Consider the following 15148-nt stretch of genomic DNA (forward strand, 5'->3'; position numbering starts at 1 on the left):
CAGTTTTCAAAGAACTTGTCCGCCGCTCAAGAGCGACTTCATCATATTAACATCTTCAGTTTTCGATGTCAATCATGTTTTTTAATTTCTTTTTTGTCGTTTTCTGCGTTTGTGCATCAGCGACGTTTATTAATATACCATCATGATTTTTAAATAACAAGTGTTTTTTATAAAAAAAACAAAAAAATTATCTATCCTACTTTCTTCTATAAAAAGACTCCTTATCCTCTCTACTGAAAACAGGTATTTTGATTGTACACCCATACACTCTGATCAACCAAACTGTGTTTCACAATAACTCCCCATATTTTCATTCTCTTCTATATTAAAGTTCATAGCCATTTACCTCTCTATAGAATAACGATATAAACTAGCCGCAAGAAACGAATCACCCTACATTAAAAAGAAAATCGAATGAACACTTCCCTCTCCAATCAAACATTTCACTTTCTACAAATAATAACATCTCCACAAAAACATTAACTTAAGATTATTGTTAGAATTTTTTTACATTTAATTAATGAAAAATATCCATTTTTTGTTATATAGTAAGAAAGTGCCCACAAAACTATAAATAAACCACTGGAGGAATTATCTTATGGATAGGTTAACAAAATTTTCATTAAAAAACCGAGCTGCTATTATCATCATGGTTTTTCTCATTTCCATACTCGGCGTTTATTCCGGTTCTAAATTACCTATGGAATTTTTACCCAGCATCGATAACCCCGCAATAACTGTTACAACATTATCTCAAGGGCTCGATGCTGAAACGATGACCAAGGACGTAACTGATCCACTCGAAAAACAATTTCGTAATTTAGAACACATCGATGGCATCACTTCTTCCACATACGAAGGATTATCACGCATCGACATTGCATATACATCCAAGGCAAACATGAAAGACGCGGCACGCGAAGTTGAAAAAGCAATTAATACGATTAAATTACCTAAGGATGTAACTAAGCCCGTAGTTAGCCAATTAAACACTTCTATGATTCCACTCGCTCAAATTACCATCCAGAAGCAAAACGGATTTTCAAAAGCTGACGAAAAACAAATCGAGAAAGAAATCGTACCACAACTCGAAAGCATTGATGGCGTTGCCAATGTCATGTTTTTCGGAAAATCAACTTCTGAATTATCCATCGTTCTTGACCCTAGCAAACTAAAAGATAAAAACGTAACATCAGATCGAGTATTAAAAGTTTTACAAGGAAAAGATACTTCCACTCCCACCGGAGGAATTACCGTTAATAAAGAAGAATACAATCTTCGTGTCATCGGGGAAATAAAAAATATAAATGAGATTAAAAACATCACCGTAGCACCTCAAGTGAAATTGCAAGATATCGCTCAAATCGAACTCAAACAACACTACGATACAATATCGCACATAAACGGAGAAGAAGGAACCGGATTAATCATCATGAAAGAGCCGAGTAAAAACGCGGTTGCAATCGGAAAAGAGATTGATAAAAAAATTAAAGATATAAGTAAGCAATATAAAGATCAGTTTTCTATTAAGCTTTTAGCCTCAACTCATGAGCAAGTTGAAAATGCAGTTACTAGTATGGGAAAGGAAGTAATACTCGGAGCAATTGCTGCAACTCTAATTATCTTAATCTTTTTACGTAGCTTTCGAACGACACTCATCGCTGTCGTCAGTATTCCATTATCTATTTTATTAACACTATTTTTACTCCATCAATCTAACATCACACTTAACATTTTAACTCTTGGCGGCTTAGCTGTTGCAGTTGGACGTCTCGTTGATGATAGTATCGTTGTCATTGAAAATATTTTCCGCCGTTTACAAAAAGAAGCTTTCTCTAAAGATATTATTCTTGATGCAACGAAAGAGGTCGCTGTCGCAATCACCTCTTCTACTTTAACGACAGTCGCAGTTTTTTTACCTATCGGTCTCGTATCAGGAGCAATCGGCAAACTCATGTTACCTATGGTATTAGCAGTTGTATATTCTATTTTATCTTCCTTAATCGTTGCATTAACAGTTGTTCCACTTATGGCTTTTTTACTACTCAAAAAAACAAAGCATCGTAAGCCGAGTTCTTCACCAAGATATGTCGCTACATTAAAATGGGCTCTTTCTCATAAATTTATCATTCTACTTACTTCTTTTTTATTATTCGCAGGATCAATCGCCGCTTACATACTACTACCGAAAGCAAACATAAAGTCTGAAGATGATACAATGCTATCCGTTAACATGACATTCCCAACCGATTATGAGTCTGAAGCTAAAAAACAAAAAGCCTTTGATTTCGAAAAAAAATTGCTCTCTAACCCTGATGTAACAGATGTTATTTTACGAATGGGATCCAGCGCAGAAGATGCACAATGGGGACAGACAATTAAAAACAATCTTGCAACTATATTTGTAGTCTTTAAAAAAGGATCTGACATCGACCAATATATTAAAGAGTTAAAAAAAGAACAGACAGCTTTCGAACCAGCTGAACTTGATTATATAAAAACGAGTTACTCCGACTCTGGAGGCGGAAACAACTTACAATTTAATGTAACAGCTACTAACGAAACAAATTTAAAAAAGGCCGCGAACATCGTCGAAACAAAACTAAAAAGCATGGACTCTCTCTCCAAAGTAAAAACAAATATAGAAGAATCTAAAAAAGAATGGCAAATTCATATCGATCAAACAAAAGCTGAACAACTCGGTTTAACACCAGAATTAGTAGCACAACAAGTAGCATTCCTTATGAAAAAATCACCTATCGGGGAAATCTCAATTAATAATGAAAAAACAACTATTATGATAGAACACAAGAAGGAATCCATTAACAAACAAGCAGATATTCTAAACACAAACATACTATCACCTATTAACGGACCAATTCCTTTAAAAGACATTGCAACTATTTCAGAAAAGCAACTTCAAACAGAAATCTTCCATAAAGACGGGAAAGAAACGATACAAATTATTGCAGAAGCTTCAAGTGAAGATTTAAGTAAAATAAGCGCAGAAGTAAACAAGGCGATAGCCGACTTAGATTTACCTAGCGGAGCAAAAGTAAATATCGCAGGTGCTACCGAGTCTATGCAAGAGAACTTCACAGATTTATTCAAAATTATGGGGATTGCAATTGGGATTGTATATTTAATTATGGTTATCACCTTCGGGCAAGCACGTGCTCCTTTCGCGATTTTATTCTCTTTACCATTAGCTGCTGTCGGCGGTATTCTAGGATTAATTATTTCAAGAACACCTGTTGATGTAAATTCATTGATTGGCGCATTAATGTTAATCGGAATAGTCGTTACAAATGCTATTGTATTAATAGAAAGAGTGCAACAAAACAGAGAACACGGTATGGAAACAAGAGAAGCTTTACTAGAAGCTGGTTCCACTAGATTACGCCCAATTATTATGACAGCCATTACAACAATCGTCGCTATGCTTCCTCTTCTCTTCGGGCAATCTCAAGCAGGAAGTATGGTATCAAAAAGTCTAGCTGTTGTTGTAATCGGTGGTTTGGCAGTCTCAACCGTTCTTACATTAGTAGTCGTTCCCGTTATGTATGAACTATTAGATAAAATCGGGAGAAAAAGACGCTCTCGCAGAAAAATAAGCACCTCTACAGAAACACCCGATATTTAAAGCAAAAAGGCGTTATCTTCACGAACGAAGATAACGCCTTTTTCTCTACCTATCAATATAATCATCCATTCCTTCTATACAAGAGAACTCCCTACTTATAAATAGAGAGTTCTTCTTTGCAACTTATGCCGCTTTTACTTTTTTCGTCGTTTTACTTTTTCTTTTCGTTCCTGTAAAACGCTTGTGTAATACAGATGCTATAAAACGTGAAATAATATTGAATAGTAATACCATAATAATTAATACAGCGGCAGATTTTGTCGCAATTAACTTTGCATCTGGGATAACCCCTTCAGAATTTAACTTCCAAATGTGAACCGCTAACGTTTCAGCTGGTCTAAATGGATTTAAAGGATGCGAAGGGCTCGATAAATCCGCTGCTGAATTTAAAATTGGAGATGTTAAACCCGCTGTGTAAATTAATGCTGCCGCTTCCCCGAATATACGACCCGCCGCTAAAATAATCCCTGTAATAATTTGTGGTAATGATGACGGAATAATAATACGAGCGATCGTTTGCCACTTTGTTGCACCTAATCCAAGACTTGCCTCTTTTACATTATGAGGAACTTCTGAAATCGCATTTTCACAAACACGTGTTAAACCTGGTAAGTTTAAAATAGTTAAAGCAAGAGCACCACCCATTACTGTGTATCCCCAGCCTGTCATTGTAACGAACACTAACAAACCGAATAAACCAACAACAATAGAAGGTAAAGACGCCATTGTCTCAATACATAAACGAACAAAACTTAAAAAACGTCCTTGTTTTGCATACTCGGCTAAATATATTCCAGCACCTAACCCAAGAGGAATAGATATAACAAGCGTTATAACAAGCATGTAGAAGGAATTGAATAACTGCGGACCAATTCCACCACCAGCTCTTGTATTGCTTGGTTCTCCAAACAAGAAATCAGGATCCCAAAATCCCCATCCCTTTTGTAAAATTTCAAACACCAAGAACACTAGCAGCGCTACAACTAAAGCCGCAACCGCATAAAAGATACCCGTCCAAACTTTATTTACCGTTCTTGCATTCATTATTATCGCTCACCTCTTTGTCCAATCGCTCGAATTACTAAAATAAACAGGAATGAAATAACAAGTAAAATCATCGCTAAAGTCCATAGCGCGTTGTTCCAAGCAGTTCCGTTCAATGTATTTGTCATATCCATCGTCAAAATACCTGTTAACGTTGCTGTCGGACTATATATTCCTTCTGGTAATTTAATCGTATTTCCGATTACCATTTGAACCGCTAACGCTTCACCAAAAGCACGCGCTAAACCTAAAACAATACCTGTTAAAATCCCTTTTTTAGCAGCAGGAACAATCACTCGGCTAACTGCTTGCCATTTCGTTGATCCTAGACCATAAGAAGCTTCTAAATAATCAAACGGAACAGAGCGTATTGCATCAGAAGCGATACTAGCAATAGTAGGTAAAATCATAATACTTAGTACAATAATACCTGCAATTAAACTAAAACCTACTCCCCCAAATGAATCACGTAATAACGGAACTAAAATCGTAACCCCTAATAATCCGTATACAACTGAAGGAATACCAACTAATAATTCTAAAACAGGCTTCAATACTTTATTTCCAAACTTCGGCGAAATTAAATTCATGAATATAGCAAGAGCTATAGCAATCGGCGCACTAATAATAACCGCACCTAACGAAACAACTGTTGAACCTACAATAAAAATCAAAGCCCCGAAGCTTCCTTCGTCAGCATTTGGATTCCATTTTGTCGATGTTAACATCTCAGTAAATGAGATACCACTTTGCGTAAAAGATTGAATTCCTTTACCGCAAATAAACGCAATAATAGCTAATGTAATTAAGACAATTAAAATACCACAAAACGTAACAAGTGATCTTCCTATATATTCACTCTTTACGTAATTAATTTGTTTTTTCCCCTTCATCACAGGACAGACCCCACTTCACAGATTGAAATGAACAGGACTGGCCTTGCAGCCAGCCCCATAAATTTAATTACTTATTTAATTTAGACATTGGAATGTAACCCATATCTTCTACTTGCTTTTCAAAGTCTTTACCTTTTACATAGTCAATGTAAGCTTTTGTTGCTTCTTTCGCTTCACCTTTTGTTACCATATATTCGTAAGACCAGAATGGATATTTACCAGACGAAATGTTTTCAACTTTCGGTTCAGCACCATCAATTTTAACTGTTTGTAATGCATCTTTTTTATCACCAACCATGTAAGACATTGCTAAATAGCTTACTGAGCCTGGCGTAGAATTGATCGCTTGCTCTACCGCACCGTTAGAATCTTGTGTTGTACCAGTTCCGTCATTAATTTTCGCGTCTTTCATAACCGTTTTTTCAAATGTAGCACGTGTACCAGATGAAGCTGGACGATTAATTACGTTGATTTTTTCATCTTTTCCGCCTACTTCTTTCCAGTTCGTTACTTTTCCAGTGAAGATATCTTGTACTTGTTGTACTGTTAAGTTATCCACTTTTACATCTTTATTTACGACAAGTGCGAATGCGATACCCGCAACCTTGTTATCTACCAATTCTTTTGCTTTTTCAGCATCTTTTATCTTATCTCCAGATGGAACATCTGAATTACCAATTTGTACTGCACCAGAAGCTACTTGGTTAATCCCAGTTCCGCTACCGCCACCTTGAACTTGAATAGAAACTTTTGAATTTTCCTCCATGAATTTCTTTCCAGCTTCCTCCGCAAGAGGTAGAAGAGCTGTAGAACCAGCCGCTGCAATCGTACCTGATAATTCTTGTTTTGCATTATCGCTTCCTTTAGCACTATCTTTACTAGCCGTATCTTCTGCTTTTCCACATCCAACTAATGCACCTGCCACAACTAAAGCTGCTAAAGAAAATTTAATACCTTTTTTCATAACCATGTCTTGTACCCCCATTTGGATTATCGCTTTTCGAATTCATTTTCTTTCGAACACAAATTCATTGTAGGACAACAATATTATGTGAGTGTTAAGCAATTTTTAAGTTTAAGTAAATAGAGATAACATCCCAAAAAAGCTAAGCATTCCAACATTTACAGTTAAAACAGCCAACAAAACCCACACTAATCACACAGTATTGTAAATTTATTCTTAACAATGTAAATCCCATGTAAATATTTTTCTTTATTTTGCCCTTTAGATTAAAACTATATTTACAATTCCCTTATATTTTTCAACTTTTACACTCTTACTTTATTTACATTAAGAAGAATTTCAGTAATATTTTTCGGTACAACTAAATAAATTGGAACAATTCTAAAAATAAATGAATATTTTTAAAGTACTGATTGACAGCATCATCCACTGTAGTCTACTATATTACTAACAAAAAGTTTACCTAAGGAAACTTTTTAAACCAAAACTAACAATATAGAGATGAGGTAACTTTTATGGTATCGGCTAATACTAAACCTCTTTCCGAATTTAGCACAGGGGAATTTGTACAAATTGAAAAGATACAATTAGAAGGAACTATGAAACGACGTTTATTAGATTTAGGATTTATCCCTGGGGCAACGATTAAAGTATTACAGCGCAGTCCACTTGGAGATCCAGTCGCTTATCAAGTAAGCAACACAACTATCGCACTGCGTAAAGAAGAAAGCTCCCTTATTTTCGGGGTATTAATAGGAGATGATTTCAGATGAGCAAACATCGTATTGCTTTAGCTGGCAACCCGAATACCGGGAAAAGTACATTATTTAATACTTTAACAGGCTTAAAACAACATACTGGAAACTGGACGGGCAAAACTGTTTTAAAAGCTGAAGGGGAATATGAACATAACGGAAGTAAATATACATTAATAGATTTACCTGGAACTTACTCACTATATTCAAATTCTGCGGATGAAGAAGTAGCGAGAGATTATATTATATTTGAAAAACCAGAAGTAACTGTAGTTGTTATAGACGCAACTGCTATAGAGAGAAATTTAAATTTGGCACTCCAAGTGATGGAAATGACGAGCAACGTAGTCATTTGTATTAACTTAATTGATGAAGCCGAGAAAAAGGGAATCGTTATTGATGAAAAGAAATTAGCAAAATCACTCGGTGTACCTGTAGTTAAAATTTCCGCTCGTAACCGAGTGGGCATTGGTCATTTACTAAGTGTCATCGCGAAAGTAGCAAATAAAAAACTAATCCCAACACCAATTAAAATTACTTATAGCGAAAAAATCGAAAATATGATTCAGGAATTAGAACCACAAATTTATAAAGTGTTCGGTGATACGTATCCAGCACGTTGGATTGCATTACGTATATTAGATGGAGATAAAAATTTCTTAACTTCACTTCAAAAACACCATAACGAACCACTTGTAAGGGAGGTCGTAATTAATGGAATCTCACTCAGCCAGTAAAGCTCTTCCATTAGACTATATTATTCAACACGCTCAAACACTTTCAAAAGAAGATATAAGAGATGATATTGTCGGAGATATTTACCGAACATCTGCGAGCATCTGTAAAGAATCTGTTCAATATACAAATACTGATAAATTGTATCGTTCTGAAAAACTAGATAAAATTTTCACATCTCCAATTTGGGGATTCCCAATTATGCTCGGTATTTTATCAATTATATTTTATCTTACAATTGCAGGCGCTAACGTTCCATCCGAGATGATTGCTGAATTTTTCGGCTGGGTCGAAGGATATTTAACATCTTGGTTCCAAGCAATGCATGCACCAGAATGGCTACATGGCGTTTTAATACTTGGTTTATTCCGTGGTACCGGAGCCGTTATTAGCGTTATGTTACCACCTATGGCAATCTTCTTCCCTATGTTTGCTCTATTAGAAAACTATGGATATTTACCACGCGTTGCGTTTAACATGGATCGTTTATTTAAACGCTCTGGCGCGCATGGGAAACAATCTTTAACTATGGCAATGGGGTTTGGCTGTAACGCTGCCGCTATTATGTCAACACGTATTATTGAATCACCACGTGAGCGTATGCTTGCCATTTTAACAAACAACTTCGTCCCATGTAATGGACGCTGGCCTACATTAATCTTAATGGCCTCATTATTTATGGCTGCTGGATATACAGGCAGCATGCAAACACTTGTTACTGCCAGCGTTGTCGTTGGAATGGTTGTAATTGGCGTTATTGTAACTTTAACTGTTTCTTGGGTTTTATCAAAAACCGCTCTAAAAGGCGTTCCAACTCACTATACGTTAGAGTTACCACCATACCGTAAACCAAAAATTTGGAATACAATTGTACGTTCAACGCTCGATAAATCAGTATATGTTTTAAAACGAGCTGTAATTGTAGCTGCACCTGCCGCTGTATTAACTTGGATTCTCGCTAATATTTTTGTTAGTGACACAAGCTTACTTATGAATTTTGTAAACTTCCTAGATCCATTTGCTAAAATGTTAGGACTTGACGGCTTTATTCTAGCTGCATTCATTCTTGGACTACCAGCGAATGAAATTGTTATCCCGATTTTATTAATGTCTTACTTATCAACTGGAGCTTTAACTGAGATAGATGATTTTAACCAAATTAAAAATCTATTCTTAGAAAATGGTTGGACTTGGTTAACAGCGTTAAACACAATGTTGTTCTCACTTCTTCATTTCCCGTGCGGAACAACACTAGTTAACATATATAAAGAAACAAAAAGTGCAAAATGGACATTCTTATCGTTTGCAATCCCTACCGTAATTGCCATTGTTGTTACATTCCTCTCTACACAATTGGTACATTGGTTAGGGCTTGTATAAACAAAGCATACATGAAGGTATCCCCCTTCACGTATGCTTTACGTAAAAGAAACCTGAAATTATTCAGGTTTCTTTTTTTGCACATCAGTATTCCAAGGCTGTGCTCCATACGTTGTAATTTTTTTATGAATGAAGTATATAGCTCCCGGAAGAACCGCCATTAATATCGTGCAACTAATTCCTAATCCAGTAAACAACTTACATCACCTTATTTCACTCTCTTCGGTAATGCCGAACCCGAATGTTCAATTGTTGGATGAACATGAACAGTAATTTCAACATTACTAAAATAATTTTCGCCTTGATCCCAATTCTTACTTATTTTTTTCCACTCTTTATAGTTATGCCGTTTATACACTTCTCCTAAAGCTAATACATCTACCTTATATTTTTTTTGGACAAGCTTAATTGATTTTTGGATCCGCTTCTCCATTTCCTTTGAAATATCTTCCCTTAACTTCTTTTCGCTCATAACTTGTTTATGATCACTAAAATGTAACTCAGCCAAAGTCCCTTCCAGAGATAAATGAATATCAAACTTCGGTTTTGTAACATTTTTCGTAGATACTTTAATTTTTCGACGCATCTTATGAATTTCATATGTAATAAGTTGATCCTTTTTACGGATGGTAAAAAAACCTCCAATTTTTTTACCTATTACATAGTTCATCCCTAATGTTTGTTCTCCACTCAAGCTTCCCACACACTTATTATCCTTTCCACGGAATAAAGCTGCACCTTCCATTTGCACCCCTTGTTTTGTTAATTCTAGAATCGGTAACGCAAAGCTCTGGTTTGCAATCATTTTTTCCTGCACTTCACCAATTCTTGCAGCTTCAATCATTTGAGCATTTTTCGGAGGGTGTTCAGCTAACATATCAATGTACTGTGCTGGTAAGTTTTCAGGCTTTGCACTTTGCTTTAAAATCGCCTCTGCATTTTTCTCAGAAACGAACAAACGAATATTTCTCCTCATCTCATGATCGCGAATATATACATCTAACGTATTTTGTAAAATATATGGATTCGAAAGTAATTCTTTAGAAAAAATTATCACTTGTATATGTGGAAAGAATAAAGAACGACTAATTTTTTTAGCGATAATTCGTATTTGCTCAAAAACATTATCCGCTTTTGCACTAACATTAATATAGTTTTCGCCGTCTCCATTCCCTTGTCCACCTTGCTGTGTTAACTTACTGGGAAGTACCATCTGATACGTCCCTTTCATAATCGGATTCGATTTCTTCTCCTTCACAATATCGTAGGCTGCACCTACTACAAATCCTCTTTCCTCTATCTCTTCTAACTCAGAACACCCACTGATAGACCCAGCTAAAACCATAACTATCATAATTTTAAGAAGGTGCTTCATTTCGACCATTCCTTCTTTTTATTTTATATACAATGAAAACAAGTAAAGGCGCTAACACGACAAAACCCATATCAATCCAAGCTAAATACGTTCCGTAACTTGATAAACTATCTAAATTACCAGGTATCATATTCACCATAAAAATAATAGGAGCACTTACGAAAATAAAAATATGTTTCTTCACTTTCGGAAACATGGCACAAAACAACAAAGATGCGACGTCATAATACATTGCAGTAGTGTTATAAATAGTAATAATCCAAGTCGTAAAAAAAATCGCATCAAACCTTTCTAAAAATCCTCCTCCAATTTCAATTTCTTTCCCTAATTCAATTGTTGGATATGTTAATCCACGGGTTGTCATATATGTAAAGACACTAATACAAGTTACATAAATTAAAATGTACGACAGCACGTTTACCATCACTGCTTTTGCAACTGCCATTGGCGCTTTTTTCGCTGTCTTATCGTTCAACATCACAGCATAAAACAGAGCTACCTCAAATCCAATAAACGTAAAAATAGAATTTTTAACTCCTACAGCATATTGAGTGATGCCCGTTTGAAAAGCCGGTAGTAAATTATCTATTTCCATTAAGTTCACATTCAATAAGGAAAGCAGCACTATCGCAATTAAAACGATAGGTAAAAATAAAACGTTTAATCTTAATAAGGCAGCCCTAGATCCAGCAACTCCATAAACCACAACTAATAAGAAAAAGAAGGATAACAATTGTATTGGTGTATCACTAAATAAATAAGTTTGTGAAATAATCGCAATCTTTCGGGATTCATATGCTGTCAAAGCAGCAAAAGTTAAAACTAAAATGATACTAATTGTATATGCAACAGGCTTCGTCAAATGAGCACTTGTATATTGAACAAAGTTTTGTTTCGGAAACAATATCGCTACTTTCGTTACAAACCAACCTAAAAATGCACAAATCAATCCACCCAAAAGCAAAATAATCCAACCATCCGAAAATAAAGTTTGCATAGCGATATCTCGCGGCATAGATAGTGCACCTATACCAATAATTGTTGACGATACCGCAAAACCAAGTTCCCGAGATCCAATTTCTTCATCGCCATACTCAAATGGTTTCAATTATTCTCGCTCCTTTGGACGTAATGTAGAGTCTTTCGTTTGTAAATATTCCGGTCTCTCTTTCAACATCGATTTTGGCATACGAATAAGTTCTTCTTTCCAATCTTTATAAAATGCAGGAGCAATCGGAGTTGTATACGGTACACCAACGCTTTTTAAATTCGTAATATGAACAGTAAGTGCAATAAGCGCTAAAATAATCCCATATAATCCAAAGGCTGTCGCAGCAAATACAAAGACAAAAAGTAAAATCCGAAACGTAATCGTAATACTATATACAGGCAGCGAGAATGTAGCAATTGCAGTAACTGCAATAATAATGACTAAAAATGGATTTACAATCCCGGCATTCACCGCCGCTTCTCCAATTACAAGACCACCTACAATACCAATCGTTTGCCCCATCGGTTTTGGCAACCTAATTCCTGCTTCTCGTATTAACTCCATCGTTAATGCCATCATTAACGTTTCAATATATGCTGGAAACGGAACACCTTCTCTTGCTCCAGCAATTGAATAGGCCAATTTAGATGGAATAAGTCCTTGGTGATACGAAACAAGCGCTACATATGTCGCTGGTAGCAAAACCGCCATAATACCAGAGATCATTCGTAAAATTCTCAATAACGTCCCAATCAGCCAGCGCTCGTAATGGTCTTCTACCGATTGAAAAATATCAACAAATACAAGTGGTGCAATAAGAGAAAACGGTGATCCGTCTACTAAAATAGCCGCCTTTCCTTTCGCTAATGAAGCCACAACATTATCAGGCCTTTCTGTGTTCAAAAACTGCGGAAATGGCGATAAATTATTATCTTGAATTAATTGTTCAATCGTACCTGTTTCCAAAACAACATCTGTCACTATCGATTGAAGACGACGATCTAACTCTTTTACAATGTAAGGATTAATAATATCTTCTATATATACTAGGGTCACTTCTTTTTGCGATCTTTTCCCCATAATATAAGATTGAAATCGTAGCTTTGGATCACGTAAACTACGGCGAATTAACATTTTATTTACATTAATATCTTCATTTAGTCCAACCCTCGGTCCACGTATTAAATCTTCTGTCACTGGCGGTTCTAAACTTCTTTTTTCCCAAGCCCTACTGTTAACAACAATAGCGGTTTGAATATTATCAATTAATATAACTGTGTCTCCCGCTAGAATTGCATTTATAATATCCGGAAACGTTGTCTTCATACCGACTTCTGCGATAGAAATAAAACGATCCAATAACGTTTGAACAACAGCTGCTTCTTTTTCTATTTCTTCATATTGAAGCGTACGAACTACATATTTATAAACATTATCCTTATCTGTTAATCCACATAAAAAAACAACCGCACAATGTGTAAAGCTACCAGCAAGAGCAACTTCTCTAATTGTTAAATCATTAGGTGAACCTAACTCATCCCTGATTTTCTTCATAACTTCAAACAAGTTACCTGTCAACTCTAACAATTTCCCCACCTAACTTCCTTTTCAACAAGTTTTTAGTTAGATTCCGCTAATAGAAGGAAATATATACAAAAAAGAGCTATCTCTTTTCAAAGATAGCTCTAATACACGAATTATTTTTCTACTATTATATTGTCTGTCTTTATAGATACACTTTTCGTAAACCCACTAACTACAAACATCACAATCATATTAAGTAATAATGCGACTATACCTACATTCAAATCTTTTATATACTGCGGGAAACTTGGAAATAACGTAGCTATAGTAGAACCTGATAAAGTGATATATGCGACAACTAACAACCCAATCCCCATTCCAGCAATCGCCCCTTGCTTCGTAATAATCTGGCGTGGCAACAAACTACAAACAAGCGCAGGGAAAAGCTGCGTAACGATACTGTATCCCATTAAAAGAAGAGCCCCTATTGTCTCGCCTCCTTTAAAGGTAAACAAAACCGCTACAAGCGTTACTACAGGCACAAATAATTTTGCCGCTTTAGCAACTTGTCTATCTGAAGCAGATGGGGACATCGTTCGGTAAATATTTTTTGCTAGCAATGTCGAAGCAGCCATCACGAGCATGGATGCTGGAACTAATGCCGTTAATACGCCCGCACTTCCAATAATTCCAATAAACCAAGGGTCAAAGGTTTGTAAAGCAAGACGAAATAATGAAAGATCTACATCTGCTCCCTTTAATCCTGGTACTTGCAGAATAGCAGCAAATCCTGCAAAGAATACAAAAAGTAAAACTAAAGAATACAATGGCATAATCGCCGCATTTTTCCGAAATACTTTTTCGCTTTTGGCGGAGAAAGCAGAAGCAAATGTATGAGGCCACATATAAAAACCGAGGGCTGTTAATATAATTGTAGAAACAAACCAAGAAATACTCATTCCTTCTTCAGGTAAAGATAAAAACCCTGGTTTCGCAGCCTCTACAGCTTCGAACATCGGCTGAAACCCTCCATAATAATGATACGGTAAATATATACCTAAAAACATAACGATAAATAGTATCATAATATCCTTCAAAGCAGCTGTCCAAGCCGATCCATGTATACCCGAAACCATTACATATATAGTTATAACAATAGCCCCTATCCATACTGCAATAACAGGTGAAACCCTTCCATAAGAAGCTTCTGAAACGATAATCCCCAATCCTTTTAACTGTAAAACAAGATATGGAATGATAGAAATAACACCAATAATTGAAACAATCATTCCAAGCGTCTTACTCCTATATTTCTTCGCAAAAAAATCTGGCTGTGAAACAAGGTTATGTTCTTTCGCATATTTCCAAACTGGCGGCAATAAAAAATACGATAAAATATAAGCTAATGCTCCATATCCTAAAATATAGAAAGTAGGAGCTCCTTTACTATACGCCCAGCCACTCCCGCCTAAAAAAGTAAATGTCGTATAAATTTCTCCTGCCATAAGGAGAAAAACGAAAATTGTTCCAAACCCTCTTCCTCCAACTGACCATTGCTCTAAACTCATATCTTTTCCATGTTGTGCTCGAATCCCTAAAAATAGTGCAAGAAATAAAAATAAAATAATGATAAGTAATGCTGTCATCATACATCCCCCTTATTAGCAGGATCGAATACGTACACAAGCCCCATACAAAGAGACGTAATAAGTACCGATAATAATATCCAAAATAATAAAAATGGCATCCCTAATACGTAAGGAGTAACTGAATTCGCAAATACTGGTCCAACAACTAAACAAAAAACTGGAATAAGCGCTAGTACGTGTATTTTCTTCATC

Annotated in this window: 13 protein-coding genes; 4 read left to right on the top strand and 9 right to left on the bottom strand. The window is 35.8% G+C overall.

Annotated elements, in window-relative coordinates:
- Positions 1-598: 598 nt before the first annotated feature.
- The gene (locus COI75_RS02585) at positions 599-3643 is read left to right on the top strand and encodes an efflux RND transporter permease subunit (protein ID WP_098448216.1); all 3045 of its coding nucleotides are present in this window, start codon (positions 599-601) and stop codon (positions 3641-3643) included.
- A gap of 123 nt (positions 3644-3766) precedes the next feature.
- On the opposite strand, the gene pstA is transcribed toward COI75_RS02585, so the two are convergent.
- From pstA to COI75_RS02600, 3 genes are all read right to left on the bottom strand, one after another.
- Positions 3767-4687, bottom strand: a complete 921-nt coding sequence (pstA, locus tag COI75_RS02590; RefSeq protein WP_000994137.1) for a phosphate ABC transporter permease PstA — start codon at positions 4685-4687, stop codon at positions 3767-3769.
- A 2-nt stretch (positions 4688-4689) separates the two neighbouring features.
- Entirely contained in the window at positions 4690-5580 is an 891-nt protein-coding gene (gene pstC, locus COI75_RS02595) for a phosphate ABC transporter permease subunit PstC (protein WP_000676685.1), read from the bottom strand.
- Between the two features lie 70 nt (positions 5581-5650).
- The gene (locus COI75_RS02600) at positions 5651-6553 is read right to left on the bottom strand and encodes a phosphate ABC transporter substrate-binding protein PstS family protein (protein WP_000245103.1); all 903 of its coding nucleotides are present in this window, start codon (positions 6551-6553) and stop codon (positions 5651-5653) included.
- 509 nt (positions 6554-7062) lie between these two features.
- On the opposite strand from COI75_RS02600, the gene COI75_RS02605 reads away from it, so the two are divergent.
- The 3 genes from COI75_RS02605 to COI75_RS02615 are packed head-to-tail and all read left to right on the top strand — an operon-like array spanning position 7063 to position 9417.
- Complete coding sequence (locus COI75_RS02605) at positions 7063-7320, top strand: FeoA family protein (protein ID WP_000252993.1); 258 nt, start codon at positions 7063-7065, stop codon at positions 7318-7320.
- Positions 7317-8039: a FeoB small GTPase domain-containing protein gene (locus COI75_RS02610; protein ID WP_000033843.1), complete on the top strand. Its 723-nt coding sequence runs from the start codon at positions 7317-7319 to the stop codon at positions 8037-8039. Before COI75_RS02605 ends, COI75_RS02610 begins: the two co-directional genes overlap by 4 nt.
- Positions 8017-9417: a nucleoside recognition domain-containing protein gene (locus tag COI75_RS02615; protein ID WP_098448217.1), complete on the top strand. Its 1401-nt coding sequence runs from the start codon at positions 8017-8019 to the stop codon at positions 9415-9417. Before COI75_RS02610 ends, COI75_RS02615 begins: the two co-directional genes overlap by 23 nt.
- Positions 9418-9476: 59 nt before the next feature.
- On the opposite strand, the gene COI75_RS26755 is transcribed toward COI75_RS02615, so the two are convergent.
- The 6 genes from COI75_RS26755 to COI75_RS02645 form a co-directional block, all read right to left on the bottom strand.
- Positions 9477-9614, bottom strand: coding sequence for a hypothetical protein (locus COI75_RS26755; protein WP_000493986.1), 138 nt, complete (start codon positions 9612-9614; stop codon positions 9477-9479).
- Positions 9615-9625: 11 nt separating this feature from the next.
- Positions 9626-10792 carry a Ger(x)C family spore germination protein gene (locus COI75_RS02625; RefSeq protein WP_000681662.1) on the bottom strand — a complete coding sequence of 389 codons (1167 nt, stop codon included), beginning with the start codon at positions 10790-10792 and terminating at the stop codon, positions 9626-9628.
- Complete coding sequence (locus COI75_RS02630) at positions 10776-11900, bottom strand: endospore germination permease (protein WP_000802030.1); 1125 nt, start codon at positions 11898-11900, stop codon at positions 10776-10778. Before COI75_RS02630 ends, COI75_RS02625 begins: the two co-directional genes overlap by 17 nt.
- Complete coding sequence (gerLA, locus tag COI75_RS02635; RefSeq protein ID WP_170958506.1) at positions 11901-13379, bottom strand: spore germination protein GerLA; 1479 nt, start codon at positions 13377-13379, stop codon at positions 11901-11903.
- Between the two features lie 101 nt (positions 13380-13480).
- The gene (locus tag COI75_RS02640; protein ID WP_000125942.1) at positions 13481-14953 is read right to left on the bottom strand and encodes a sodium:solute symporter family protein; all 1473 of its coding nucleotides are present in this window, start codon (positions 14951-14953) and stop codon (positions 13481-13483) included.
- Positions 14953-15147: a DUF3311 domain-containing protein gene (locus COI75_RS02645; protein ID WP_000719860.1), complete on the bottom strand. Its 195-nt coding sequence runs from the start codon at positions 15145-15147 to the stop codon at positions 14953-14955. Before COI75_RS02645 ends, COI75_RS02640 begins: the two co-directional genes overlap by 1 nt.
- Position 15148 lies beyond the last annotated feature (1 nt).

The organism is Bacillus cereus (assembly GCF_002564555.1).
Classification (GTDB): domain Bacteria; phylum Bacillota; class Bacilli; order Bacillales; family Bacillaceae_G; genus Bacillus_A; species Bacillus_A cereus_K.

Coding starts and splice junctions, on each gene's coding strand:
- COI75_RS02615 (WP_098448217.1), top strand. CDS start 8,017: ATGGAATCTCACTCAGCCAGTAAAGCTCTTCCATTAGACTATATTATT.
- pstA (WP_000994137.1), bottom strand. CDS start 4,687: ATGAATGCAAGAACGGTAAATAAAGTTTGGACGGGTATCTTTTATGCG.
- COI75_RS02600 (WP_000245103.1), bottom strand. CDS start 6,553: ATGGTTATGAAAAAAGGTATTAAATTTTCTTTAGCAGCTTTAGTTGTG.
- COI75_RS02625 (WP_000681662.1), bottom strand. CDS start 10,792: ATGAAGCACCTTCTTAAAATTATGATAGTTATGGTTTTAGCTGGGTCT.
- COI75_RS02640 (WP_000125942.1), bottom strand. CDS start 14,953: ATGACAGCATTACTTATCATTATTTTATTTTTATTTCTTGCACTATTT.
- COI75_RS02585 (WP_098448216.1), top strand. CDS start 599: ATGGATAGGTTAACAAAATTTTCATTAAAAAACCGAGCTGCTATTATC.
- COI75_RS02610 (WP_000033843.1), top strand. CDS start 7,317: ATGAGCAAACATCGTATTGCTTTAGCTGGCAACCCGAATACCGGGAAA.
- COI75_RS02645 (WP_000719860.1), bottom strand. CDS start 15,147: ATGAAGAAAATACACGTACTAGCGCTTATTCCAGTTTTTTGTTTAGTT.
- COI75_RS02605 (WP_000252993.1), top strand. CDS start 7,063: ATGGTATCGGCTAATACTAAACCTCTTTCCGAATTTAGCACAGGGGAA.
- pstC (WP_000676685.1), bottom strand. CDS start 5,580: ATGAAGGGGAAAAAACAAATTAATTACGTAAAGAGTGAATATATAGGA.